This is a genomic window from Branchiibius hedensis, assembly GCF_900108585.1.
GTDB lineage: Bacteria > Actinomycetota > Actinomycetes > Actinomycetales > Dermatophilaceae > Branchiibius > Branchiibius hedensis.
In genome coordinates this window covers 1,030,027-1,054,243 of the sequence record NZ_UESZ01000001.1, presented here as the reverse complement: position 1 = coordinate 1,054,243, position 24,217 = coordinate 1,030,027, and the positions used below count along the sequence as shown (strand labels likewise).

The following is a 24,217-nucleotide window of genomic DNA, read 5'->3' as shown; positions in this document are numbered from 1 at the left end:
TGATGGCCGATGCCTTGGCAGGATGAGGGCGTGACGCCACTGCCACGCTCGGGTTGGGCCGACCAAGAAGCTGGCCGTTCGCGATCCCCTGCCCTGCCCCTCCTGCGGGACGTGGCCAGTGCGCTCTGGTCGGTGCTGGTGGCAGGTGTCGCCTTCAGCGCTGGGCTGGCGGTCGCCGGTATCGAGTCCGTGCGCAGCTTCCCGCTGCTCCTCCTGGCGCTGGCCGTGGGCTTCGCGCTGATGGAACTGGTCCTCAGCCCCATCCTGCGTCGCATCGCTGCGCGCGGCAGCGCCATCCTGGCCATGGTGCTCGGCCTGGGCGCGCAACTGGCTCTCTTCGGCGTCGTGGTGCTCGTCGCGGTCGGTGGCTCCGGGGTCGGCTGGTGGCAGGTGGGGCAGGCCCTGATCGTGGCGGCCGCGATTCTGGCGTTGGGCCGGTGGCTGGTGGGCTCGACCGACAGCGGCTACATCGTGGGGGCGGCGACCAGACGACGCACCACAGCGCGTACCGGGGGACGTGGTCTGTTGGTCGTGCAACTCGACGGTGTCTCCCCGCAGGTCCTGGACCGCGCCATCGAGGCAGGCCAGGCACCGAATCTGGCTCGTTGGTTGGGCAGCACGCATCGGATGGACACCTGGTGGAAGACCATCCCGTCGACCACTCCGGCGACCATGGCCGGCGTCCTCCACGGCGACGATGCTCAGGTGCCTGCATTCCGTTGGTGGGACAGGGAATCGGGACGCCTCCTGGCCGTGAGCCGCCCGTCGGATGCCCGGCTGATCGAGAACCGGTTCGTACCCGGGCGGGGTCTGCTGCGCGACGGCGGCACGGCCATCAGTACGACGTTCGGCGGCGAAGCGTCCCAGGCCTATCTGACCATCAGCCACGCAACGGGTAGTCGCGGCTTGGGGTCGGGCGCGACGTACGTCAACTTCTTCTCCCGCCCGTTCCTGCTGCCGGGTGCGCTCGTGCTCACCGTCGGCGAGATGATCAAGGAGCTCTACCAGGCGCGCCGCCAGAAGGTCCGCGGCGTGGAACCTCGGATTTCCCGCTCGGGCAGCTACGTCGCGCTGCGCGGACTCACCAACGTGCTACTGCGCAAACTGAATCTGTCCCTGATCGCCCAGGAGATGGCAGCGGGGCGGCCGATCATCTTCGTCGACTTCGTGGACTACGACGAGATCGCCCACCATGCCGGTCCGGAACGGCCTGAGTCGATGCGTGCTCTCGAAGGACTCGACGGTGCGCTCGCGTTGTTGCAACAGGTGGCGCACTCCAGCAATCGCGAATACGAGTTGGTGGTGATTTCCGATCACGGGCAGAGCCTGGGCGACACGTTCGCGCAACTGACCGGGACCGCTCTACCCGACCACGTGGCGTCGTTGATGACCGCGCAGTCCGATCACGTTTCGGTGCTTGCCCACACTGCTGGTGAAGAGTGGGGGCCGATCAACGCGCTGATCAATTCCCTGGTGTCCAAGGGCGACCGGATGCCTGACGGCCCGGTTCTTGGTCCCGACCGGGACAAGGACGACGCGCCCTCGGAGCTGCCCGAGGTCGCGGTGACCGGCGGGGGCAACCTGGGGATGGTCTGGTTTCCCAGACTTCCCCACCGACCGACGCTGGGCGAGGTCACCCAGCACTGGCCCCGGCTGATCCCCGGTCTGGTCGCGACGCCCGGTGTCGGCCTGGTGATGGTGACCAACGAAGACCACGAGCCGATCGTCTTCGGCCCCACCGGTGCTCGAGCACTCGTGACCGGTGCGGTCGACGGTGACGACCCCTTGGTGGGTTATCCCTCGCGTACGGCGCCCGACCTGATCCGCTTGCACGGCGTGTCCCGCTCGGGTGACCTCGTCATCATTTCCACCGTGGATGAGCGCGGCCGGATCCACGCCTTCGAGAATCAGGTCGGCTCGCACGGCGGAATCGGTGGGCCGCAGAACCATGCTTTGTTGGTGCACCCGGCGGCCTGGCCGCTCCACGCTGACCTGCTCACCGAGGTCGACGGGGCAGCCATCGCCGTTGGACCGGTGGCGCTGCACCAACAGTTCGATCGCTGGCGCGCTGCGCTGAACGGCGATACATGATCCGCATCCGGTGGCTCGGACACTCGACGGTCGTCATCGACCTCGACGGGGCGCGGTTGCTCACCGATCCGTTACTGCGCAACCACGTCGGCCTGTTGCGACGAGTCACTCCCCCGCCAGGGCGGGCGGACTGGGCCGACACCGACGCAATCTTGCTGTCCCATCTGCACCTGGATCATGCCGACGTCGCCTCGTTGCGCCAGTTGCCAACCACGCCCATCTTCGCGTCGGCTGCTGTGGCGGGGTGGCTATCGGAGCGCGGCCTGCGCACAACCGCTACGTCTGCGCAGTGGCAGTCGGTGTCCGACTCAACCTCGGCGCAGATCCGACTGGTCCCGGCCGAGCATCACGCGCGACCATTGCCAGGGCGCCCCTGCGATGCGAATGGCTTCCTGCTGCGCGCCGCGTCGGGCAGGGTGTGGTTTGCCGGGGACACCGCGGCCTACCCGGAGATGGCGGACCTGCCGGACTGGGCCGGCGGCCGGATCGACGTCGCATTGCTCCCCATTCACGGCTGGGGGCCACGGCTGTCCGCGGGGCATCTCGACGCGGCTGGCGCGGCAGAGGTGTGCGCGGTGGTGCGGCCACGGTTCGTGGTGCCGATCCACTACGGCACCTTGCACCCGTTCGGGCTGAACCTTCGCCGACTGGACTGGATGCACTCTCCCGCAGAGACGTTCGCACAGACCCTGGCGATGATCGCCCCGGACACGACACTCATCGAACTGGCTGCGATGGGGCCGACATGGCAGATGCCGACGGCGTGAGGTCTGTGCGTGCTCGACGGCAGAAGGTACGTTCGGAGACACCGAGGTCAAAGGAGATACCGTGCCCGATCAGCAGACTCCCGAGATTGCCCTGGCCCGCAGGCACAGCCTGGGCGACTTGCCGCGTCGCAGCGCTCAACGATTCCCCGACAAGCCGGCGATCATCGACGGGGACACCACACTCACGTTCGCCCAGTTCGAGGCGACCGTGGATCGCACCGCCGCCGCGATCGTGGCCGCTGGATTGGCCAAGGGCGAACGATTAGCGCTGTTGTCGCACAACTGCTGGCAGTACGCCGTGCTGGACTTCGCGGCGGCCCGGGCTGGCGTTGTCCTCGTGCCGATCAACTTCATGCTCACGGCCAGCGAGATCGCCTTCATCCTGCAGCATTCCGGCGCAGCGGGATTCGTGGTTGAGGATGCGCTGGTCCCGACCGCTGAGAAAGCCATCGCAGAGGCCGGACCCGTGGGGGTGCGGATGGCTATCGGCACCGCGCCGGACGGGTGGTCGGCACTGAGCCAGTGGACGTCGCACGACGGGGTGTGCCCGCAGATCGAGGTGGCCGACGACGATCCGGTGCGCATGATGTTCACTTCGGGTACCGAATCACGGCCGAAAGGTGCTCTGCTGTCGAGCCGTTCACTGATGTGGCACTACGTGTCGTGCGTCGTCGGTGGCGAGATGAGCGCCGACGACATCGAGCTGCACACGCTGCCGCTGTATCACTGCGCCCAGTTGGATTGCTTCCTCGGCGTGGATGTGTACCTGGGTGCGACGTCGATCATCCTGCCGGCACCCGAGCCGGCCGCGGTGTTGGCGGCGATCGAGAAGTACGGGGTGACCAAGTACTTCGCTCCCCCAACCGTGTGGATCGGGCTGCTGCGGTCACCGGCGTTCAACTCCGCTGACCTGTCGACCCTGGCGAAGGGCTACTACGGCGCGTCCCCGATGCCCGTGGCCATCCTGCAGGAAATGCAAGAACGCTTGCCGACGACCCGACTGTGGAATTTCTACGGACAGACCGAAATCGCTCCGTTGGGAACGCTTCTCGGCCCAGAAGACCAGGTGTCTCGAGCCGGGTCCGCGGGTCGCCCCGCCTTGAACGTCGAGACCCGGATCCTGGACGACGACAACAACGAGGTCCCGTCAGGAGAGATCGGCGAGATCTGCCATCGCACACCGCACGCGACACTCGGTTACTACAACCAGCCTGAGAAGACAGCGGCTGCGTTCAGCGGCGGCTGGTTCCACTCCGGCGACCTGGGGTATGTGGACGCCGATGGTTATCTCTACGTCGTCGACCGCAAGAAGGACATGATCAAGACCGGCGGCGAGAACGTCGCCACCCGCGAGGTCGAGGAGGCCATCTACACCCACCCGGCGGTCGCCGAGGTCGCGGTGTTCGCCGTACCGCACCCGCGCTGGGTGGAGGCCGTGACGGCGGTCGTCGTGCTCAAGGACGGCCAGCAGGCCACGCAGGATGATCTGATCGCGCACGCCCGTGGCCTGTTGGCCGGTTACAAGACGCCGAAGTACGTGGTCATCACCGACGCATTACCCAAGAATCCGTCGGGGAAGATCCTCAAGCGGCAACTGCGCCAGGAGCTTTCCACGCTGGCCGACTCCTCTGCGTGACGGCTCAGTCGACAGGCTCCAAGTCGTCGGCGGTCCACCGCACGCCCAGCACCTCGGGCGCGCGGATGACATCGGCGATCGCGTGCTCGAGCTGTTTGTCGTCACGTTGCTGACTGATGACGACCGCGGTGATGACCACGAGGTCTTCGGGCAGGTCCGAGGCGCCGATCGATTGCACGGTGAATTCCGGCCGCTGCACCGCCTCGAAAACGACTGCGCGGATGGGGATCTCGTTCTCCTGGGCACAGCGAACCTCGAAGGTGTACTCGACCTCGCTGTTGTTCTCCCGACCCCGTGAGCCGACGCGATCATCCAGGGCTCGGCCCACGGGTCTCAACAGGACGTTGGCGGCGATCACGACCGCTGTTCCGACGACAGCGACCCAAACCAAGCCGCCGCCCGCCAGCGCACCGACGGCTGCAGAAGCCCACAGCGTTGCGGCGGTGTTCAGTCCGGAGATCGAGGCACCCTGCTTCATGATCACGCCCGCGCCGAGGAAGCCGATGCCGGAGACGATCTGCGCGGCAACCCGGGTCGGGTCGGCGTCCGGGCCGTGGAAGCTGTATGCGCCCATGATCACGAAGAGTGTTGCGCCGAGACTGACCAGTGCGTTGGTCCGCACCCCGGCAGTGCGAGCGCGCCACTGCCGCTCGAACCCGATCAGCGCGCCGCAGCCGACGCCGGCGAAGATCCGGGTCAGAATCTCTGCCCAGTCGAGCACCATGGCGCCTCCAAACGGTCAGGGGAACGGGAACATGCAACGCGACGTACGCCGAGTGTGGACCATGGAGGTGAGCGAGAGGTGCTCACCCCCATGGATTGGGGGTTTACACCCAGACTTCGTACCGACGGATGAAGACTTTCTTCACCAGTTGGGTCAGTCCGCAGTACGCGGCCAGGGTGAGGATCACGTCGGTCAGAAGCGAATTCCCCCCCCGCCCCAAGCTCCCCGCGGAACGGCCGCGGGGATAGCAACCGCTCGACGTCATCCGGCTAGCGCAATCAGACGTCGAGGTCGTCCGTCGTTCCGCTCGCTCTCAGGATCCGCAGCTGCTCGTCGCTCTGCGCGGCGATCCTCTTGCCATTGCGAAGGAGCCACGCGACCCCAGCAACCATGGCCAGGACCGCGATCAGGGCTGGGACAGCCAGCCACCATGGCCACGGCCCGCTGTGGTGAGGGAGTGGTAGTACTCAGCCAAGGTCGTCACCCGCCCCAGTATCCCGTCGCCTGATCAACGCCAGAAGCCGGCGTGCGGAACGGCCGCCACATCCTCCAGGAACGGGCCTTCGACAACTGTGTTTCGCTGTCCCGCAGCGAAAACCGTCCGGCTGGGCAACGCCAGGGTGGGATTCTCCGGGTGCGCGCCGGTGACCTCGTAGAGAGTGGTCTCTGCCATAGCGAACACGACACGCCCGATCCCGCCCCAGTAGGCCGCGGCCGAGCACATAGCGCACGGTTCGCAACTGGTGAAGAGCGTCAACCGGGCAGCGTCGTTGTCGAGCAGACCCGATCGCGACGCGGCCCGGACCAGGTTGGTCTCGGCGTGACCGGTAACGTCGCGATCGGTGTTGACCGTGTTCTCTGCGGTCAACAGCACGTTTCCGGCACTGTCAGCGAGCAGTGCGCCGAACGGGTGGTTGCCGTGCCGCACCGCTGATGCAGACAGTTCGATCGCTTGGCGGAGCAAGTTCTCATCGATGGCCGTCAACGCGCTCATGGGCACCATCATCCGCCTCGAGTGACGTCGCAGGTGTTCCGTGATTGCTCCCACTCGGCGCAACTGGCACGCGTTTGCGTGACTTCGCCGAAATCCCAGCGATCGCGTGCCACTCGTCGCGGCCAACGGCAATCGTGTGCCACGTATGGGGCACGGCGGGCAACGGAAAAGCCCCTGACCTTGCATCGCTGCTGGTCAGGGGCCTAGAGAAGTGGTGGGCGATACTGGGATCGAACCAGTGACCTCTTCCGTGTCAGGGAAGCGCGCTACCGCTGCGCCAATCGCCCAAAGACGGCCGAATCAACGACCATCAGAGCGGACAACCGGGCTCGAACCGGCGACCTCAACCTTGGCAAGGTTGCGCTCTACCAACTGAGCTATGTCCGCCTGCTGTCCGCACCGTTACCGGCTGGACAACGTCGTGAACTCTATCCGAGTGCACTCCCCCGCACCAAAACGGGGTCCGAGGTGGAGACGGGATTTGAACCCGTGTAGACGGCTTTGCAGGCCGTTGCCTCGCCTCTCGGCCACTCCACCAGGCGCGGCCGACAAGCGACCACTGGAGCGGACAACCGGGCTCGAACCGGCGACCTCAACCTTGGCAAGGTTGCGCTCTACCAACTGAGCTATGTCCGCACTGCAACCCGCGCCGTTTCAGCGCTTCGTGCCGCCTGAGACTAACCGATCGCCCGAGGCGAATCCAAACGCGACACGTCCCCGTCGTCGGCTTCCGGGGGCTCCTCGGCCCGTCCCCGCGAGCGTGGCAACCGGACGGCCGCTCGACGCAACAGCACCGGCTCCGTGGGAGCCGTCGGATCGGCGAGCGCCCGCCGGCGCGCCACGGAGGTTTCGATGCGCTGCTGGACCCAGATGTGCACCGGATCACGAGTGTCCACGGGCCACTTCTGCATGGTGGCCGCATTGAACGCGGCCCCGATGAGCACCGCGATCCCCAGGAAGTACAGCCAGATGAGCACAACGATCGATGCGGCGAGCGGCCCATAGATCGACGTACTGGCTCCGGCGACCGAGTTGGCCAGCGTGTAGCGCAAGGCGACCGACGCGAGCAGCCAGATGATCAGGGTGAGTACGGCGCCCGGCACGTCCCGCTTCCAGGGCGTCCGGTGCGGGGTCGAGAGGTAGAACAACGTCGCGAACCCGGCCACCGTCAACCCGGCCACCAGCGGCCAGTAGAAGACCATCAGCCAGCGCAGCTCCCCCGGCAGCCAGTCCGAGAGCAGACCGGGGCCGATCACGATCAGCGGCACCACGATGGCCCCGATCAGGATGGCCATGAAGTACAGCGACAGCGACAGGATCCGGGTCCGGACGATCCCACGGCGCCCGCCCTGCCCGTACATGATCGACACGGTGTCCAGCAGGACGTTGAGGGCACGAGACCCGGACCACAGGGACACCAGGAAACCGACAGAAATGATGTCCGGTCTCGGCGTGTCGAGAGCCTTGGTCAGTGTGGGCATCAGCACATCACGCAGGCTCTGCTCGGTCAGGAAGCGTTCGGCGTACTCCCGGATGCTCTCCAGCACCAGGTTCATGGTGTTGTCACCCAGCCAGCCGCTCAGGTAACCGACTCCACCGAGCAGTCCGAACAGCAGCGGCGGCAGCGACAAGAGCGCGAAAAACCCTGCTTCTGCGGCCAATCCGGTGACCCGGTTGTCCATGCAGACTTTGATCGTCCGCAGCACGAGCTCCAGAACGGTCCGGCCGCCAGGGATGCGCCCGACCACTGCGAGCACACCCGCCCGCAGCCGCGTCGTCACCGACACCCGATCTCCTGTCCTCTTGTACCCGGCACCCCTTCCTACGGTAGCCGTGCGAGGCATCGATTCCCGTGCACCACAATGGGGCCATGCAGATTTGGCCAGGGCACCCCTATCCGCTCGGTGCTACCTACGACGGCAGTGGCGTCAACTTCGCGCTGTTCTCCGAAGTAGCCGAGCGCGTCGAGTTGTGCCTTATCGACGACCAAGGCGCCGAAGAGCGCCTTGACCTCACCGAGGTCGACGCGCACGTCTGGCACGGCTACATGTTGGGGCTGCAGCCGGGTCAGCGTTACGGCTTCCGGGTCCACGGACCCTACGACCCGGCCCAAGGGCTGCGCTGCAACCCCAGCAAGTTGCTGCTGGACCCCTACGCCAAGGCGATCGAGGGGCAGATCGACGGCGACGAGTCGCTCTTCAGCTACAAGTTCGATGACCCCGAGGCGTTCAACGACGCCGATTCGCTGGGCCACACGATGCTGTCGGTCGTGGTCAACCCGTTCTTCGACTGGGGTCACGACCGCCCGCCGAAGCACGAGTACCACGAGAGCGTGCTCTACGAAGCCCACGTCAAGGGGCTGAGCATGACCCACCCGGACGTGCCGGAGGAGATCCGTGGCACCTACGCGGGGATCGCGCACCCGGCGATCATCGAGCACCTCACCTCGCTCGGGGTCACCGCGATCGAGTTGCTGCCCGTGCACCAGTTCGTCCAGGACACGACCCTGATCGACAAGGGCCTGAGCAACTACTGGGGCTACAACACCATCGGTTTCCTCGCGCCGCACAACGCCTATTCGGCCGCCGGCCAGGACGGTCAGCAGGTCGCCGAGTTCAAGACCATGGTCAAGGCGCTGCACGAGGCGAACATCGAGGTCATCCTCGACGTGGTCTACAACCACACCGCAGAAGGCAACGAACTGGGCCCGACCATCGCCTTCCGCGGTATCGACAACCAGGCTTATTACCGGCTCGTTGACGGCGACCAGGGCCACTACTACGACACCACCGGCACGGGCAACAGCCTGCTGATGCGACACCCGCACGTCCTGCAACTGATCATGGACTCGTTGCGGTACTGGGTGACCGATATGCACGTGGACGGCTTCCGCTTCGACCTGGCCGCCACGTTGGCCCGCCAGTTCCACGAGGTCGACCGGCTGTCGGCGTTCTTCGACATCATCCAGCAGGACCCGGTGATCTCCCAGGTCAAGCTGATTGCCGAGCCGTGGGACCTCGGTGACGGCGGCTACCAGGTCGGCAACTTCCCGCCGTTGTGGTCGGAGTGGAACGGCCGCTACCGGGACACCGTGCGCAACTTCTGGCGGGGCGAACCCTCCACTCTGGGTGAATTCGCCTCTCGCATCACCGGATCCAGCGATCTGTATGCACACTCAGGCAGGCGGCCGATCGCGTCGGTCAACTTTGTCGTCGCCCACGACGGCTTCACGTTGCGTGACTTGGTCTCCTACAACGAGAAGCACAACGAAGCCAACGGTGAGGACAACAAGGACGGCTCAGATGACAACGAGTCGTGGAACTGTGGTGTCGAGGGACCGAGCGACGATCAGGAGATCAACGCGCTGCGCAACCGTCAGCAACGCAACTTCCTGGCCACGTTGATGCTGAGTCAGGGTGTGCCGATGCTGGCGCACGGTGACGAACTCGGCCGCACCCAGAACGGCAACAACAACGGGTATTGCCAAGACAACGACATCACCTGGATCGACTGGGACCTGACCGAGGAGAACGAGGATCTCCTGGACTTCACCAGCGCCCTTATTGCGCTGCGCCGCACCCACCCGACGTTCCACCGGCGCCGGTTCTTCCGCGGCGACGCACACGGTGGCGACACGGGCGACATCGCGTGGCTGAACCCAGCCGGCAACGTCATGACCGACGACGACTGGAACACCGGATTCGCCCGCAGCCTAGGGGTCTTCCTGAATGGTGACGCCATCGACGGCCCCGACCCGCGAGGACGTCGCGTCGTCGATGACAACTTCCTGCTGCTGTTCAACGCAGCGGACGAGGACGTCGAATTCATCCTGCCCAAGGGGGTCACCGAGGAGACGTGGAGCATCGCGCTGCACACCCACGACGACAACCCCACCGACGTGGCCGAAGACCTACCGGAGGGTTCGCGGCTCACGCTGCAGGCTCGCTCGATCGTGGTCCTGCAGTCACCGGTGCCGCAGGACCGTGAGCGCCTACCCGCCAATCCCGAGAAGGCCAAGGAGCGCCCTGCTACGGCTGCGGTCACACCGCCGAAGAACTAACCCTCCGCGAGACTGGCCGCGATCCGCTTCTTTTCGACCTTGGGGTCGAAATCGGCTGGCGGCCAGTCCAATTGGAGGGTGCGCAACTCCCGCAACAAGAGGTGATGTACGGCGAACCGGGCGTACCACTTGTTGTCCGCCGGCACGACGTACCAGGGTGCGACGTCGGTCGAGCATTTGGTCAGTGCCACCTGATACGCCTCTTGGTACGCCGGCCACAGGGCCCGTTCGTCGACGTCGCCGGGGTTGTACTTCCAGTACTTGTCGGGTCGGCTCACCCGCTCGGTCAGGCGCCTGGCCTGCTCGTCCGGGGAGATGTGCAGCATGACCTTGATGATGTGGATGCCGCGATCGGTGGTGGCCTGTTCGAAGGCGTTGATCTGGCTGTACCGACGTTTCCAGGTCGTCGGCGGGACCAGGTTGCGGACCCGTGCGATGAGGACGTCCTCATAGTGCGAGCGATCGAAAACGCCGATCATCCCGGACGCCGGCAGCGCGTTGCGGATCCGCCACAGGAACGGGTGCGACAGCTCCTCCTTCGTCGGCGCCTTGAAGGACGTCAGATGGATGCCCTGGGGATCGACCTGGCCCACAACATGGCGCATGATGCCACCCTTGCCGGAGGTGTCCATCCCCTGCACCACCAGCAGGATCGCCGGGCCAGTCCCCTTGTTGGCGTACATCCGTTCCTGCAGATCGGCTACCTCGTCGGAGGACTTCTCCTGCAGCTTGACGGCGTCCTTCTCCTTGCCGTCCAGTTGCGGGGTCGATGCCGGATCGACCTGACTCAGATCAAAACCTTCTGCCACGACCAGCGCCTCGGCGATCCGGTCGCACAACTCCCCTGGCTGCTTCTTCTTCTTGGACTTCTTCGATTTCCCTTTGGCCATGACCCATCGTGGCACGGTTCAATCGGAATGTGCGTGATCTTCTGAACGGGACCCCGGCCAGTGACCTATCCGATGAGGACTTGATCAGCCGATACGCCGATCTGCCAGCTGACCGCCCCTGGTTGCGTCTGAACATGGTTGCCACCGTGGATGGTTCGGCTGTTGGCGCCGATGGCTTGTCGGGGTCCATCAACACCGGTGCCGACCACCGGGTGTTCGCGCTGCTGCGCGCCTGGGCCGATGTGATCCTGGTCGGGGCGGGCACGGTCGCTGCCGAGGGCTACGGTGCTGCGCAGACCGAACCCCGGTGGTCGCGCCTGCGCACCGGCAGGCCCGCGCATCCCGCGATGGCCGTTGTCACCAGTCGTGGACTACCCGAGGGGTTAGCAACCAGCGACGGCGGCGAGGTGTTCGCCACGCCGGTTGGTGAAGATGGACTGCCTGACGTGATCGCGGGTCTGCACCGACGTGGCTATCGGCACATCCTGGCCGAAGGTGGCCCCACCCTGGCCGGCGAACTGCTCAGCCAGCGCCTGATCGACGAATTGTGCCTGACCACAAGCCCATTGGCGGTTGCCGGTGACGGCGGGCGGGTTCTTCATGGCGATGCGACAACGGTCCCGTTGCATCTCGCGGGACTGCTCGAGGAGGACGGCACACTCCTCGCGCGGTGGCGCCGCGAAAGCTGAGTCAGCTCGCGAACTCGCGCACGACGCTCTCCCACCGATCCGGCTCGGTGTTCCATTCCCGGCAGTGCAGCGCCACCCGCCAAGGCTCCAACCGCACCAGATCGGGGCGCGCCGTGGCCAACGCCGCCGACGGACCGTAGGGCACGAAGTCGTCGTCTTCCGAGTGGATGATCAGGGTTGGCGTGCGCAGCTCAGCGGCGCGACGGACCCAGTTGGTCGCCGGAAGGTCCAGCGGCTCAGACAATCCCGCGAAATGACCGTGCACGGCGGGACTGGCGACGGCCCGTTGGGCGAGGCGGTTCAGCGGCATCGGCACCCGGTTGAGGCGCGCGTGGAAATCGATCGTCTCCAGCCAATCCACCACGGGCGCGTCGAGCACCACCCGACTTATCCCCTCGGCGTACGTCGACAGGTCCAGCAGTTGCAGGCACACCGCCCCACCCATGGACCAGCCGGTCAGCATGACCTCGCTGGCGCCCTGCGCGTACGCGTAGGCGACCGCAGCTTCGACATCGCGCCACTCGGTCAGCCCCAACCCGTATCGTCCAGCCGGGTCGGCCGGTGCGTCCTGGTCGTTGCGGTAGCTGGGGCACAGACAGGTCCAGCCGACGTCGGTCAGCGGCCGCACCGCGCGCAGCGTCTCGGCGCGCGCAGCTGCCCGGCCGTGCACAAGCACCGCCCATCGGTTGGCGCCGCTCTGCGGCGCCCGCACGATCCACGCCGGGTACTCCCCCAGCGGGCCGTCGATCGACACGTCCTCGATCGGCAGCGGTAGCGTCGTGGCCGGCGGCCCTGCGTAGAAATAGCCGGTGAACCTGCCTGGGCCTTCGTGTAACTCACCGAAATCGACGCCGAGCAGTTCCCGTACGACGTGTCCACCCGCCCGCTCGAGAACCTCACCGAGCCGAGCGTGCGAGTCCCGCCCGTCCCAATACAGGCTGTACCGGCCCGGAGCCTCACTGGCCATCGTCCGGGTCAACGTCACGGTGCGATCGTCGTACCCCACGATCTCCACATCCGGCAACGGCGGCTTCGGTGAGAGCACCTGCCGGGCGAAATACGAGGCGATGCTGAGCCCGGCGGCCGTGCCCAGCACCCCGGTGCCCGCGACACTGGCGGCAACCGATCCGGCGATGACGCGGCGACGACTCATACTGCTATTGTCCCCGACCGTCCTGCAGGATGTCGGCCAGGCTGAAATCGACCGGCTGCTCGAGCTGTTCGTAGGTGCACGAGCGCGGATCACGGTCCGGACGCCACCGGCGGAACCGGGCCGTGTGCCGGAACCGGCTGCCCTGCATGTGCTCGTAGGCGACTTCGACGACCAGTTCTGGCCGTACCGGCACGAACGACAGGTCCTTGCCCTGGCTCCACCGGCTCTGGGTGCCCGGCACCCGGTCGGGGTTGGCGATCACCCACTCCTTCCACTCCAGCCACGGGTGGTCCTCGACGTCATGCGTTAGCGGCTCGAGCTCGTCGATGAGTTCGGCGCGCCGAGCGGCGGTGAAAGAGGCGGCAACCCCCACGTGCTGCAACCGGTCGCCGTCATAGAGCCCGAGCAGGAGCGAGCCGAGCAGTGGCTTGTCAGGGGTCGACGTCTTGTGCAGCCGGTAGCCCGCCACGACGCAGTCTGCGGTGCGTTCGTGCTTGATCTTGAACATCGTGCGTTTGTCGGGTTGATAGGTGCCGTCCAGGGGCTTTGCCACGACGCCGTCCAGGCCCGCGCCCTCGAACCGGGTGAACCAATTTTGCGCAACCGCAAGGTCGTTGGTCCTCGGTGTGAGGAAGATTGGGTCCGTAGCATCGGCTAGGGCCGTCTCCAGCAGGGCGCGACGCCGTTCGAACGCAGCCTCCATCAGGTCGTCGTCCCCCAGGGCGAGAAGGTCGAACGCGATGAATGACGCCGGCGTCTCCTGGGCGAGTTTGGCGATCCGGCTGGCCGCCGGATGGATCCGCTGCTGCAGCACCTCGAACTCGAGGCGGTCGCCGGCGATGACGACGATCTCGCCGTCGACGACACACCGCGGGGGCAGATTCGCCTTGAGCGCCTCGACCAACTCGGGGAAGTAGCGCGTCATCGGCTTCTCGTTACGACTGCCCAGTTCCACCTCGTCGCCGTCGCGGAAGACGATCGTACGGAAGCCGTCCCACTTCGGCTCGACGTGCCCGACGTCCGGGATCTCCTTGACCGACTTGGCCAGCATCGGCGAAACCGGCGGCATGACAGGCAGATCCATCGCCTCAGTCCTCGATCCGGTTGCCGTCGGCATCCCAGTGGTCCGCGCGTTTCTTCGACGGCTGCACTCGCGGTGGCTCGCCCGGCATCTTGGGATAGTCCGGCGGGAAGTTCAGCTCGCCACCGGGCAGCGTCTCCCACAACTCCAGCAACGGCTCCAGGGAGAAGGCTTCGTCGTCCATGGCTGACCACGCATCGCCGTGCTCGGCCACGAACGCCGGCACCGTGGTCAGATTGAAGTCCCGCGGATCCGTGACCGCCGCCAACTGCTCCCAGGTCATCGGCGTCGAGACGGGCGCACCGGGCCGGGCCCGCAGCGACCAAGCCGAGGCGATCGTGCGGTCCCGGTTGTTCTGGTTGAAGTCGATGAAGATCCGCTCGCCGCGCTCCTCCTTCCACCACGCCGTGGTCACGCCGTCGTCGCGCTGCGACAACAACCGGCCGAAACCGATCGCGGCATGACGCAGATCCTCGAAACTCCACCGCGGCTGGATCCGCACGTAGATGTGGATCCCGCGGTTCCCGCTGGTCTTACAAAAACCGCGAATACCCAGTTCCTCGAGGACCTTTCGCGCGAGGTCAGCGACCCGCTGCGCGTCTGCGAAGTCGGTGCCCGGTTGCGGATCCAGATCGAGGCGCAACTCGTCGGGGTGATCGACGTCGGGTCGTCGTACGGGCCAGGGGTGGAAGGTCAGCGCGCCCATCTGCGCGGCCCACACCAGCGCCGCGGGTTCGGTCGGACACAACTCATCGGCGGTGCGGCCGCTGGGGAAGCGGACCTGGACCGTCTCGACGTACGCCGGCGCCCCCTTGGGCAGCCGCTTCTGATAGAACCCGTCACCCTCACGATCCTGCGGGCCGGTTGCTAGTCGCATCCCCTCGCGCCACCCGTCCGGCCAACGCTCCATCGCGGTCGGACGCTGACCCAGCGCGGTCATCAGCTCGGCACCCACCGACGAGAAGTACTCACACACTTGGAGTTTCGTGATCGCAGGGGTGCGTGACGTGGCCTCGTAGACGACCCGGTCAGGTGAGGTGACCCGCACCTCGCGGTCGTCGACGGTGACGGTGGCGGCCGGTTTCGAAGCCATGCCCAGCAGCCTAATGCGGTGCATCAGAAATCGATCGGTGCGAGAGCCAGCCACCAACTGTTTACCGAACGCTCACCGACGCAAGACCCGATCGGGCGGTTCGACTACCTAGCGTTGCCGAGGGCCGGTCGAACGACTGCCCATCAGCACCTATTCCCACACCCCTGGAAGGTCCGCCCATGCCGCGCCGTCGCGCTCTCGCTCTGCTGTGCTCCATACCGATCGCCGGCCTGCCGGCGCTGGCTCTCGCCCCACACGCCCAAGCCGCCTCCTCCAGTGTCGTCATCGCGCAGGCGTTCGGCGGCGGCGGTAACTCCGGAGCGCCGTACGCCGCTGACTTCGTCGAGCTCTACAACCGCTCCGGTGCGACCGTTGACCTCACCGGCTGGAAGTTGCAGTACTGGTCGGCCACCGGCACGAGCGCCACGAGCACGGCGCTGTCCGGAAGCATCGACGCCGGACACCACTTCCTGATCAAGGAGGCCGACGGCTCCAACACCGCGGCCGCCGCGTTGCCGACCCCGGATGCGACCGGCGCCATCGCCATGTCGGCGACCGCCGGACGGGTCGCGATCGTCGACGCCAGCGGGACGACGGTCGACCTGCTGGGGTACGGCAGCACCGCGTCCGTCTCGGAGACCTCACCGGCGCCCGCACCGAGCAACACCCTCGCCGACATCCGCACCAGCGGCTGCGCCGACACCGACAACAACGCGACCGATTTCGTCACCGCCGCACCAGCCCCGAACAACTCGACCAGCGCCATCGGCCAGTGCGGCACGACCGGTGGTGGCGGCGGGACGACACCGCCACCGCCGCCCACCGGTCAGGACGCGACCATCGAGCAAGTCCAGGGTGCCGCCCACCGCTCTCCGTTGGAGGGCAAGGCGGTCAAGAACGTCGCCGGTGTGGTCACTGCCACCAGCACGACCGGCTACTGGATCCAGTCAACGACCCCGGACGATGATCCCGCGACCAGTGAGGGCTTGTTCGTCTTCACCAAGAGCGCCCCGAGCGCCAAGGTCGGCGACGCGGTGACCGCGGCCGGCACGGTCAGCGAATACCGCCCCGGCGGCAGCAGCGGCACCGCCAACCTGACGACCACTGAACTGACCAACCCGACCACGGCCATCGTCAGCAGTGGCGACCCGCTTCCGGCGCCGGTCGTGATCGGCAAGGACCGGATCGCGCCGCAGCAGACCGTGAAGGACGGCGACCCGGGTGACGTCGAGACCGCGGGCACGTTCGACCCCACCAAGAGCGCGATCGACTTCGATGAGTCCCTCGAGGGAATGCGGGTCGAACTGGACGACGCCGTCGCGGTGGGACCGACCAATCCCTCCTACGGCGAGACACCCGTCGTCCCCGGTCAGAACGTGACCGCCACCCGGTCCGCCCGTCGCGCGGTCGTGTACGGCGGGTACGACCAGCCGAACGCGATGCGGCTGATCCTGGACGACAGTCTGCTGCCAGCCGGGTCGGTGCCGACCGCCAACGTCGGTGACGTCTACGAGGGGTCGACGATCGGCGTACTCGACTACAGCTTCGGCAACTTCCACCTGCTGGCCACCAGCGCGGGAACTCTGAAATCCGCAGGGCTGCAACGGGAGACGACCGCTGCGGCCAGCAAGGGTCAGGTCGCTGTGGCGACCTTCAACGTCGAGAATCTCGCCCCGAGCGACCCGCAGACCAAGTTCGACCGGCTCGCGGGACAGATCGTCGGCAACCTCAAGGCTCCCGACATCGTCGCGCTGGAGGAGATCCAGGACAACAGCGGCGCCAAGGATGACGGCACGGTCGACTCGACCGACACCATCACCAAGCTGATCGCCGCGATCAAGGCGGCCGGTGGCCCGTCGTACCAGGCCCGGTGGATCAACCCGACCAACGACACCGACGGCGGTCAGCCGGGTGGCAACATCCGGCAGGTGTTCATCTTCCGCACCGATCGCGGTGTCAGCTTCACCGACATTCCTGGCGGGGACGCAACGACGTCGACCAGTGTCGTCGGTTCGTGGCTGGGCACGAGACTGTCCGCCTCGCCCGGTCGCATAGACCCGACCAACGGGGCGTGGACCGCATCACGCAAGCCGCTGGTCGGACAGTTCAGCTACAAGGGCCAGAAGCTGTTCGTCATCGCCAACCACTTCAACTCCAAGGGCGGCGACGACCCGTTGTTCGGCCGGTTCCAGCAGCCGCTGCGGTCCTCCGAGACCCAGCGCCACAACCAGGCGACGGCGGTGCGTGGTTTCGTCGACTCGTTGCTGAAGGCTGACCCGCTGGCCAAGGTGATCGTGCTGGGCGACCTGAACGACTTCGAGTTCAGCCAGACCGCGGACATCCTGGTCGGTAGCGGCCGAACGGCCCTGACCGACCTGCCGCGGACCCTGCCGGCCAACGAGCGCTACACCTACGACTACGAGGGCAACTCCCAGGTGCTCGATCACATTCTGATCAGCAAGGGTTTGCAGATCCCGTTGCCCTTCTCCGGCCCGGCGTACCGCTATGACGTGGTGCACACCAACGCCGAGTTCTCCGAACAGGATTCCGACCACGACCCGCAGGTGGTGCGCCTGCAGTTGTGGCCCTCCTGGCTGAGCTGACGCCGACCTCACCCGTAGGGAACGAACGCCCCGGTCACACTGTTGATCAGAGCGGACGTTCCCTACGAGTGAGAAGGAGTACGTCGTGAACGACCAGTTCCCGGCCACCACCAACTACCGCGTGCACAAGTCGGACAAGGAGTGGCGCGAGGAGTTGTCCCCCGCTGAGTACGCCGTGTTGCGGCAGGCGGGCACCGAGCGCGCCTTCACCGGTGAGTACACCGACACCGAGACCGAAGGCATCTACTCGTGTCGCGCCTGCGGCGTCGAGTTGTTCCGCAACACCCAGAAGTTCCACAGCCACTGCGGCTGGCCGTCGTTCTACGAGCCCAGCGAAGCCGACAACGTCGAGCTGATCGAGGACCGCTCGCACGGCATGGTCCGCACGGAGGTGCGCTGCAAGAACTGCGGTTCGCACCTGGGTCACGTGTTCGAGGGTGAGGGCTACCCCACCCCGACCGACCAGCGCTACTGCATCAACTCGATCAGCCTGCGCCTGACGCCGACCGAGGCCTGATTCCCCGGCACTTCCGTAGCGCAACTCACGCGACCCCGTGCGGTCGGCGTGAATTGCGCTTCAAAAGTCGGGAAGGGGGCGCTACCGCAGGCGGGCGGCGAACTCCGCGACGCTGGTCTGCGGGCCGGTGTAGAACGGGATCTCCTCGCGCACGTGCAACCGGGCCTGCGTGTTGCGCAGTTCGCGCATCAGGTCGACGATCCGGTGCAGTTCCTCGGCCTCGAAAGCCAGCAGCCACTCGTAGTCACCCAGGGCGAAGGACGCCACCGTGTTGGCCCGCACGTCCGCGTAATCCCTTGCCGCCAAACCGTGCTCGCGCAGCATCTGCTTGCGCTCCTCCTCCGGCAGGACGTACCAGTCGTAGGAGCGGACGAACGGGTAGACGCACAGATACTTCAACGCGGGCTCCCCCGCGAGGAACGCCGGCACGTGCGAGCGGTTGAACTCCGCCGGGCGGTGCAGACCCACATTGCTCCAGACCGGGTCCAGCGTCCGACCCAACGGGGTCGCCAGGAACCCGCGGTAGGCCGCCTGCAGTGCCTCGACGTCGTCGGCGTGCCACCAGATCATCAGGTCAGCATCCGCGCGCAGCCCGCCCACGTCGTACAGGCCACGGACCACGACGTCCTCGGTCGCCAACTTGTCGAAGAACGCACTGGTGTCCGCCACCAGCGCCTCCCGGTCGGTCGGCAGCTCGCGGCCTGCCTTGAAGACGGAGTACATGCAGTAGCGGATCGAGGCGTTGATGGTCTCGACGTCCGGGGTCTGATCAGACATATCTCTATTCTTCGCTTTCTTGCGTGGTCCCGGCGATCCGGGCGAGGAGTTCGTCGCTGGCGCGCTGGGCGGAGGCGATACAGGCGGGGATCCCGACACCGTCGTAGGCGCCGCCGGCAACCACCAGGCCATGGGGCAGGCCAGCGCGCACCGCAGCAACCCGCTCGAGGTGCCCCACGGCGTACTGCGGCAAGCCGCCGCCCCAACGTTGCACGCGGCTGTCGACCGGTGCGGGCAGGGAACGTCCAAGGGCCTGCGCCAGGTCAGCGAGGCCAGCGGCGGCCAGGTCTTCGTCGGTGCGTTGCAGCGTGCGCACCTCACCGGCGCGACCGAAGGAGACCCGCACCACGTCGTACGCCGGCAGCGCCTTACGCAGCCACGGCCACTTGGCGCTGGAGAAGGTGGAAGCCTTGATGTCTCGGCCCTCGACGGGCGGCACCAGGAAGCCGGACGTGTCATCGGGGATCGTGCCGCGCTCGAACGCGTAGCTGACCAGCACCATGGAGGCGTAGTCAATCTGGGCCAACGCTTGCGACGACGCGGGCGCAAGTTGCCCCAGCAATCGGGCGGTCGGCGCTGCTGGCGCGGCGAGCACCAGGGCGCGGGCCCGCACCGTGCGAGGTGACCGGGCCGATCCGACTGTCAGCTCGAAACCATCTGGTACGCAGCGCAGTTCGCGAACCATGGCGTCCGTCTCGATGGTGATGCCCTTCGCCGCCAGATGCTCGGCCACGGCGATCGGCAGGCCGCCGATGCCGCCGACGAGGCTGGCGAAGACCGGTGCGTCCGAGCGGGGCTCAGCGGCTGCGCGAGCCGCCAAGGCCGTCAGCGTCCCACCCGAAGCAACCGCGTCGTACGCCGCGGGCAGACACGCCTGCGCCGACAACTCCCGCGCGTCCCCGGCATATACCCCGCCGAGCAGCGGCTCGATCAACCGGTCGACGACCGCCGGGCCGAGGGCCTGCTCTACGAGGGAGCCAAGACTGAGGTCGCCGTCGATCTGCACCGGCTGCTCCACCCCGGCGCGGGCGACCTCCTGTGCGTCGAGCACCTCCGAGAGGCTGGCGGCATCCGCAGGGATGCCCATCAACGTGTCGTGCGGCATCGGTCGCAGCGCGCCGCGACTCCAGAGGCTCGCGCCCACCGCTGCTGGCGACTCACGGGTCAGACCCAGTGCATCGATCAAGCCGACCGCCTCTGGGCGACGGGCCAGCACGGCTTCTGCGCCGAGGTCGATCTGCTGCCCCGCGAGGTCACCAACATGGAGTTTGCCGCCGACGCGCGGGGATCCTTCCAGCACCAGGATGTCCGCGCCGGGCTCCTGCTGCAGAAGCCGCTCGGCCGCGGCCAGACCGGTGATCCCGGCTCCGACGACCACGATGTCCGCCATGCCTCTACCGTCTCACCGCCGGCGGTGGACGCGCATGGCAGGGTCGCCTATCCGACGTTGCTCAGGCGCTGTACCCCTTCGGCGGGATCAGCGAGGCCAACTGCTCGAAGCTGAGCCAGTAGTGGTTGTTGCCCGAGAAGTTCGCCGGGTCGGCGATGTACGCCTGCTTCAGATCGGGGTTGTACCCGATGATCGTGAAGTAGTGGTAAATCGTCTGGTCGGACGGGTAACCGGGCGGCTGATTGCCCGGTGGCGCAACGATATTCGCGACCAACGGGTATCCCCGGTCGATGTTGAAGGTGATGTCCTGCCACAGCAGATCCTTCTGCGCCTGCGTGGGCGGATCGTTGGGCATCTGCTTGGTCTCGAACCAGCCGACGTAGCTGCCCAGGACTGCGGTGACCTGGGTGATCGAGTCAGTGCCGTTGACGGTGGTGCCCAGTTGCGAGGCCAACGTGCTCTGAGCGACATAGATCCCGCGACAGGTGAGGGCGATGCGGGTAGCGGCCGGCCCGCACCAGTAACCGGCCTGCTGGGCCTGGTACTCGTGGTTGAGCACCTTCCAGTTGGCGGCCAGCGCCTCGGGGGCGGCAAGGCCGCCGAGCGCGGTCGCACCAGCGACTCCTGCGATACCGGTGATCAGCGTGCGACGAGTCAGTTGGGTCTGCATGAGCAACCTCCGCGAACGGAAAAGGAGTGACGGTCTGCTCAGTGTTACGGAAGTTCTTTACCCAAAGCGATGGACAGCGACACTAATTTACGGAGTTCTGACCGTTCGCTGAGCTGGCGTGTACTTCTTCGACCACCCGGGTCAAAACCTCCGGATCGGTGTCCGGCAGCACGCCGTGGCCGAGGTTGAAGATGTGCCCGGGGGCGGACTTGCCTCGCGTCAGGATGTCGGCGATCACCGGTTGCAGTGCCTCCCACGGCGCGAAGAGCAGCGCGGGGTCGAGGTTGCCCTGCACCGCGTAGGCATCACCGAGTCGCTCAGCGGCGACGTCGAGCGGCACCCGGAAGTCGACTCCGACGACGTCGGCGCCGGCCTGGCCCATCGCGGCCAGCAACTCCCCCGTGCCCACTCCGAAGTGGATCCGCGGGATGTCCAGGTCGGCGACCGCGGCCAGTGCGGCGGCGCTATGTGGCTGCACGTGTCGCAGATAGTCGGGCAACGACAGCGCACCGACCCAGGAGTCGAAGAGTTGCACCGCCGACGCACCCGCCGACGCCTGCACCCGCAGGAACGTCCCGGAGATGTCAGCAAGCTTGGCGCACAACGCGTTCCAGACTTCTGGTGCGCCGGCCATCAGCGCCTTGGTGTGCTCGTGATTCTTCGACGGTCCGCCCTCGATCAGGTAGCTGGCCAGGGTGAACGGCGCACCCGCGAACCCGATGAGCGGCACCCCGCCGAGCTCTGCCGTGATCTGCCGCACCGACGTCGCGATGTCCTCGACCGCATCGGGCTGCAACGACGGCAACGCGGCCACGTCAGCCGCGGTGCGAATCGGATTCGCCACGACCGGGCCGACGCCGGGCACGATCTGCACGTCGACACCTGCGGCCTGCAACGGCACCACGATGTCGCTGAAGAAGATCGCCGCATCCACGCCGTGCCGGCGCACCGGTTGCAGCGTGATCTCGGTGACCAGGTCCGGCGTCCGGCACGCCTGCAGCATCGAGGTGCCCTCTCGAATCGCGCGGTACTCCGGCAGCGAGCGGCCCGCCTGACGCATGAACCACACGGGCGTCCGGCGCACCGGCAGCCCGCGTGCGGCCCGGACCAGATCACTGTCTCGGGGATCACCGGTGGTCGGAAGTTCGAGGCTCACCCGGCGATCGTCGCACGGCGCGCCGTTGCCGCGTCCTACGGGCCGCGCGACCTACGCTGATCTGGTGCCGAGCAGAGACATCAGTTCGACTCCCGAGTCGACGTTCGACCAGGTCGTCCGCGACCTGGCGGGAGTGACCGTTCGCCCTGAAGTAGTGCTGACCGAGGTCCCGGCACCCAGTCGGGTCGCGCCGTACGCCATGGCCCTGACCGCCGACGTGCTGGCCACTGACAACCCTGACGACGAGCACGAGCTCGCCTCCGGCCGGTTCGTCGTCCTGCATGACCCAGCAGCGCCCGAGCCCTGGCAAGGCGCTTGGCGCGTCGTCACTTTCGCCCGGGCGAGCCTGGAACCCGAACTCGGCGAAGACCCACTCCTCAACGACGTCGGGTGGAGTTGGCTACAGGAAGCGCTCGGCGCGCATGACGCTGACTTCCACGCCCCCTCCGGCACCGTCACGCACGTGGTGTCCACTGGGTACGGCGGGCTGAGCGACAGCGGGACCAGCACCGAGATCGAGGTGCGCGCCTCGTGGTCGCCGAGTGGGCTCGACCTGCAGACACACCTGCACGCCTGGGTTGGCCTGCTGTGCACCCTCGCCGGACTGCCGCCGCTGCCGGAAGGCGTCATCGCGCTACCCCGGCCGCGTCGCTGATGGTGCCGCAGGACGCCGAGACCTACCCCGTCCTGGAAGCACCCCGCGACGGCCTGCCCCCGGTCACCGCGACCGAGCGGGACCTGTTGGTCGCTGCCGACGCGATCGCTGCCGGCACCGGTCCGATCGCGATCGACGCCGAGCGCGCCTCCGGCTACCGCTACGGCAACCGTGCCTACCTGGTGCAGTTACGCCGCACCGGCGCGGGCACTTTCCTGTTCGACCCCGCCGCGATCCCGGACCTGTCGCCGGTCCAGGACTCCATCGACGGCGCCGAGTGGGTCCTGCACGCGGCCACCCAGGACCTGGTCTGTCTGGCCGAGGTCGGGCTGCGACCGGCGAGCCTGTTCGACACCGAGGTCGGCGCGCGTCTGGCGGGATTGCCCCGGGTCGGCCTCGCAGCGGTCATCGAGCACTATCTGGGCGTGAGTCTGGCCAAGGAGCACTCCGCCGTCGACTGGTCGACCCGTCCGCTGCCCGAGCCCTGGTTGCGCTACGCCGCCCTGGACGTGGAGTTGCTGGTCGACGTCCGGGATGCGATGTACGCCGACCTGCAGTCCCAGGGCAAGCTCGACTGGGCGCTGCAGGACTTCGCGGCCCTTACCCACTTCAGCGGGCCACCGGTGCGCGAAGAACCCTGGCGCCGCACCTCCGGCCTGCACACCGTGCGCGATCGGCGCGTGATGGGCCGGGTGCGGGAGTTGTGGCAGACCCGTGACCGGATCGCCCAGGATCGTGACACCGCACCAGGACGTGTCGTCCCGGATGCCGTGTTGATCGAGATCGCCAAGCAAGGTCCGAAAACTGCCGCCGACCTGGCCGCGATCCGCACCGACGCCACCTCCCGGCGTGGCAAGGCCCGACCGGCCCACACCGGAGTGCCGCGCTACCAGCGGGACTGGCTGGACGCCGTACGCCGAGCCGATGCCCTGCCCGCCGCCGAACTACCCGGTCCGCCACCGCGCACCGATGCGCCCCCGCCGGCGCGGGCGTGGCCCGACCGGGACCCGGCCGCAGCCGCGCGGCTGGCGTCCGCGCGGGAGCAACTGGCCGTGATCAGCGAGGAGCGCACCGTCCCGGTCGAGAACATCCTGCAGCCGGACACGCTGCGCCGGATCCTGTGGCAGTTGCCGGATCCGCTGGACGACAATGCAATTCGCGGTTTCTTGACCGATCGCGGTGCCCGACCCTGGCAGGTGGACCTCACCCTGCCGGTGATCAAGGAAGCCGCCACCGCCACGCCTGCCCCGGACCCTGTTACTGACGAGTAA

20 protein-coding genes and 4 tRNA genes are annotated in these 24,217 nt (G+C 67.0%); 9 read left to right on the top strand and 15 right to left on the bottom strand.

The genetic code is table 11. The features are described 5' to 3' along the window. Positions 1-30: 30 nt before the first annotated feature. From DR843_RS05205 to DR843_RS05195, 3 genes are all read left to right on the top strand, one after another. Complete coding sequence (locus DR843_RS05205) at positions 31-2,091, top strand: alkaline phosphatase family protein (protein ID WP_170119749.1); 2,061 nt, start codon at positions 31-33, stop codon at positions 2,089-2,091. Next, positions 2,088-2,858 (top strand): MBL fold metallo-hydrolase, encoded by a 771-nt coding sequence (locus tag DR843_RS05200; protein ID WP_245934002.1) that lies wholly within the window; start codon positions 2,088-2,090, stop codon positions 2,856-2,858. Before DR843_RS05205 ends, DR843_RS05200 begins: the two co-directional genes overlap by 4 nt. A 61-nt stretch (positions 2,859-2,919) precedes the next feature. Then, positions 2,920-4,494: a fatty acyl-CoA synthetase gene (locus DR843_RS05195; protein WP_109684408.1), complete on the top strand. Its 1,575-nt coding sequence runs from the start codon at positions 2,920-2,922 to the stop codon at positions 4,492-4,494. Between the two features lie 4 nt (positions 4,495-4,498). Here the strand turns inward: DR843_RS05195 and DR843_RS05190 are convergent, their stop codons facing one another. The 7 genes from DR843_RS05190 to DR843_RS05160 all read right to left on the bottom strand — a co-directional run bounded on the left by DR843_RS05190 (position 4,499) and on the right by DR843_RS05160 (position 7,999). Beyond that, on the bottom strand, positions 4,499-5,218 hold the full coding sequence (locus tag DR843_RS05190; protein ID WP_109684407.1) for an MgtC/SapB family protein: 720 nt from the start codon (positions 5,216-5,218) through the stop codon (positions 4,499-4,501). Between the two features lie 508 nt (positions 5,219-5,726). Beyond that, the gene (locus DR843_RS05185) at positions 5,727-6,212 is read right to left on the bottom strand and encodes a nucleoside deaminase (RefSeq protein ID WP_109688592.1); all 486 of its coding nucleotides are present in this window, start codon (positions 6,210-6,212) and stop codon (positions 5,727-5,729) included. A 212-nt stretch (positions 6,213-6,424) separates the two neighbouring features. After that, positions 6,425-6,499, bottom strand: a tRNA-Val gene (locus DR843_RS05180). A gap of 27 nt (positions 6,500-6,526) precedes the next feature. After that, positions 6,527-6,599 (bottom strand) — tRNA-Gly (locus DR843_RS05175). 79 nt (positions 6,600-6,678) lie between these two features. After that, a tRNA-Cys gene (locus DR843_RS05170) sits at positions 6,679-6,749 on the bottom strand. A gap of 23 nt (positions 6,750-6,772) precedes the next feature. Beyond that, positions 6,773-6,848 (bottom strand) — tRNA-Gly (locus DR843_RS05165). A 41-nt stretch (positions 6,849-6,889) separates the two neighbouring features. Then, positions 6,890-7,999 (bottom strand): YihY/virulence factor BrkB family protein, encoded by a 1,110-nt coding sequence (locus DR843_RS05160; RefSeq protein WP_245934001.1) that lies wholly within the window; start codon positions 7,997-7,999, stop codon positions 6,890-6,892. Between the two features lie 83 nt (positions 8,000-8,082). On the opposite strand from DR843_RS05160, the gene glgX reads away from it, so the two are divergent. Next, positions 8,083-10,272 carry a glycogen debranching protein GlgX gene (glgX, locus tag DR843_RS05155; RefSeq protein ID WP_109684405.1) on the top strand — a complete coding sequence of 730 codons (2,190 nt, stop codon included), beginning with the start codon at positions 8,083-8,085 and terminating at the stop codon, positions 10,270-10,272. On the opposite strand, the gene DR843_RS05150 is transcribed toward glgX, so the two are convergent. Then, the gene (locus tag DR843_RS05150) at positions 10,269-11,162 is read right to left on the bottom strand and encodes a PPK2 family polyphosphate kinase (RefSeq protein WP_109684404.1); all 894 of its coding nucleotides are present in this window, start codon (positions 11,160-11,162) and stop codon (positions 10,269-10,271) included. The two genes, glgX and DR843_RS05150, sit on opposite strands and share 4 nt — an antisense overlap. A gap of 29 nt (positions 11,163-11,191) precedes the next feature. On the opposite strand from DR843_RS05150, the gene DR843_RS05145 reads away from it, so the two are divergent. Then, the gene (locus tag DR843_RS05145) at positions 11,192-11,851 is read left to right on the top strand and encodes a dihydrofolate reductase family protein (protein WP_146202488.1); all 660 of its coding nucleotides are present in this window, start codon (positions 11,192-11,194) and stop codon (positions 11,849-11,851) included. Between the two features lies 1 nt (position 11,852). Here DR843_RS05145 and DR843_RS05140 read toward each other — a convergent pair whose 3' ends face one another. From DR843_RS05140 to DR843_RS05130, 3 genes are read right to left on the bottom strand one after another with little or no spacing between them, the layout of a single operon-like run. Next, positions 11,853-13,004 (bottom strand): alpha/beta hydrolase family protein, encoded by a 1,152-nt coding sequence (locus DR843_RS05140; RefSeq protein ID WP_109684402.1) that lies wholly within the window; start codon positions 13,002-13,004, stop codon positions 11,853-11,855. 4 nt (positions 13,005-13,008) lie between these two features. After that, positions 13,009-14,088: an ATP-dependent DNA ligase gene (locus DR843_RS05135; RefSeq protein WP_109684401.1), complete on the bottom strand. Its 1,080-nt coding sequence runs from the start codon at positions 14,086-14,088 to the stop codon at positions 13,009-13,011. A gap of 4 nt (positions 14,089-14,092) precedes the next feature. Continuing rightward, on the bottom strand, positions 14,093-15,178 hold the full coding sequence (locus DR843_RS05130; protein WP_109684400.1) for a DNA polymerase domain-containing protein: 1,086 nt from the start codon (positions 15,176-15,178) through the stop codon (positions 14,093-14,095). A gap of 179 nt (positions 15,179-15,357) precedes the next feature. Between DR843_RS05130 and DR843_RS05125 the strand changes: the two genes are divergently transcribed. Together DR843_RS05125 and msrB are read left to right on the top strand one after the other, a co-directional pair. Continuing rightward, a complete protein-coding gene (locus tag DR843_RS05125) occupies positions 15,358-17,781 on the top strand; it encodes a lamin tail domain-containing protein (RefSeq protein ID WP_109684399.1) in 2,424 nt (807 codons plus the stop codon). An 85-nt stretch (positions 17,782-17,866) separates the two neighbouring features. Continuing rightward, entirely contained in the window at positions 17,867-18,298 is a 432-nt protein-coding gene (gene msrB, locus DR843_RS05120) for a peptide-methionine (R)-S-oxide reductase MsrB (protein ID WP_109684398.1), read from the top strand. A gap of 81 nt (positions 18,299-18,379) precedes the next feature. Here msrB and hemQ read toward each other — a convergent pair whose 3' ends face one another. From hemQ to hemE, 4 genes are all read right to left on the bottom strand, one after another. After that, on the bottom strand, positions 18,380-19,075 hold the full coding sequence (gene hemQ / locus DR843_RS05115; RefSeq protein WP_109684397.1) for a hydrogen peroxide-dependent heme synthase: 696 nt from the start codon (positions 19,073-19,075) through the stop codon (positions 18,380-18,382). A gap of 4 nt (positions 19,076-19,079) precedes the next feature. Then, positions 19,080-20,465, bottom strand: a complete 1,386-nt coding sequence (gene hemG, locus DR843_RS05110; protein ID WP_109684396.1) for a protoporphyrinogen oxidase — start codon at positions 20,463-20,465, stop codon at positions 19,080-19,082. 61 nt (positions 20,466-20,526) lie between these two features. Continuing rightward, entirely contained in the window at positions 20,527-21,135 is a 609-nt protein-coding gene (locus DR843_RS05105; RefSeq protein WP_109684395.1) for a C39 family peptidase, read from the bottom strand. Between the two features lie 82 nt (positions 21,136-21,217). After that, positions 21,218-22,291 carry a uroporphyrinogen decarboxylase gene (gene hemE, locus DR843_RS05100; protein ID WP_109684394.1) on the bottom strand — a complete coding sequence of 358 codons (1,074 nt, stop codon included), beginning with the start codon at positions 22,289-22,291 and terminating at the stop codon, positions 21,218-21,220. Between the two features lie 64 nt (positions 22,292-22,355). Here hemE and DR843_RS05095 point away from each other — a divergent pair, with 64 nt between their 5' ends. Further along, the gene (locus DR843_RS05095; protein ID WP_245934000.1) at positions 22,356-22,946 is read left to right on the top strand and encodes a DUF3000 domain-containing protein; all 591 of its coding nucleotides are present in this window, start codon (positions 22,356-22,358) and stop codon (positions 22,944-22,946) included. Then, positions 22,946-24,217 (top strand): HRDC domain-containing protein, encoded by a 1,272-nt coding sequence (locus DR843_RS05090; protein ID WP_109684393.1) that lies wholly within the window; start codon positions 22,946-22,948, stop codon positions 24,215-24,217. The genes DR843_RS05095 and DR843_RS05090 overlap by 1 nt, the downstream gene beginning before the upstream one ends.

Bases quoted from the DNA above. Each gene is read 5' to 3' on its own strand.
- DR843_RS05200 (WP_245934002.1), top strand. From the start codon at position 2,088: ATGATCCGCATCCGGTGGCTCGGACACTCGACGGTCGTCATCGACCTC.
- DR843_RS05190 (WP_109684407.1), bottom strand. From the start codon at position 5,218: ATGGTGCTCGACTGGGCAGAGATTCTGACCCGGATCTTCGCCGGCGTC.
- DR843_RS05125 (WP_109684399.1), top strand. From the start codon at position 15,358: ATGCCGCGCCGTCGCGCTCTCGCTCTGCTGTGCTCCATACCGATCGCC.
- hemG (WP_109684396.1), bottom strand. From the start codon at position 20,465: ATGGCGGACATCGTGGTCGTCGGAGCCGGGATCACCGGTCTGGCCGCG.
- glgX (WP_109684405.1), top strand. From the start codon at position 8,083: ATGCAGATTTGGCCAGGGCACCCCTATCCGCTCGGTGCTACCTACGAC.
- DR843_RS05130 (WP_109684400.1), bottom strand. From the start codon at position 15,178: ATGGCTTCGAAACCGGCCGCCACCGTCACCGTCGACGACCGCGAGGTG.
- DR843_RS05135 (WP_109684401.1), bottom strand. From the start codon at position 14,088: ATGGATCTGCCTGTCATGCCGCCGGTTTCGCCGATGCTGGCCAAGTCG.
- hemQ (WP_109684397.1), bottom strand. From the start codon at position 19,075: ATGTCTGATCAGACCCCGGACGTCGAGACCATCAACGCCTCGATCCGC.
- DR843_RS05105 (WP_109684395.1), bottom strand. From the start codon at position 21,135: ATGCAGACCCAACTGACTCGTCGCACGCTGATCACCGGTATCGCAGGA.
- DR843_RS05185 (WP_109688592.1), bottom strand. From the start codon at position 6,212: ATGAGCGCGTTGACGGCCATCGATGAGAACTTGCTCCGCCAAGCGATC.
- DR843_RS05140 (WP_109684402.1), bottom strand. From the start codon at position 13,004: ATGAGTCGTCGCCGCGTCATCGCCGGATCGGTTGCCGCCAGTGTCGCG.
- DR843_RS05150 (WP_109684404.1), bottom strand. From the start codon at position 11,162: ATGGCCAAAGGGAAATCGAAGAAGTCCAAGAAGAAGAAGCAGCCAGGG.
- DR843_RS05090 (WP_109684393.1), top strand. From the start codon at position 22,946: ATGGTGCCGCAGGACGCCGAGACCTACCCCGTCCTGGAAGCACCCCGC.